Source organism: Rhizobium ecuadorense (assembly GCF_001187535.1).
GTDB classification, from domain to species: Bacteria; Pseudomonadota; Alphaproteobacteria; order Rhizobiales; family Rhizobiaceae; genus Rhizobium; species Rhizobium ecuadorense.
In genome coordinates, this window is sequence record NZ_LFIO01001655.1 from 1 (window position 1) to 406 (window position 406).

A 406-nucleotide genomic window follows, 5' to 3' on the forward strand; every position below is an offset into this window, starting at 1 on the left:
CCGCAGATCCCCGCATCGATGCGATCAATGATCTGGCAGTCGTGAAGATCACGGCCGGCGAGCTACTAAAGCCGCTGGCATTCCGAAAGTCTGCAACAAGGCTCGGCGAGGATATTGTTGCGGTGGGATACCCTCTGGCTGCGCTGCTCGCAGATTCCGTGAAGATTACCACAGGCAACGTGAACGCTCTCGCGGGGATCCGCAACGACACGAGATATATACAGATCTCGACACCAATCCAGCCGGGGAACTCGGGCGGCCCCGTCGTGGACCGGAACGGACTCCTTCTCGGCATCACGAGCGCCACTCTATCCAAGAGGACTGCAGACGAGATCGGTATCACTGCTCAGAACGTGAATTTCGCTATCCGCGCGTCGGTCGCCGAGCTATTCCTGCAGTCTCAGAG

1 protein-coding gene is annotated in these 406 nt (G+C 58.6%); it reads left to right on the forward strand.

The window, feature by feature from the left end; genetic code table 11:
* A partial coding sequence (locus tag AF337_RS32905; RefSeq protein WP_152971308.1) for a S1 family peptidase occupies positions 1-406 on the forward strand: 406 nt, incomplete at both ends.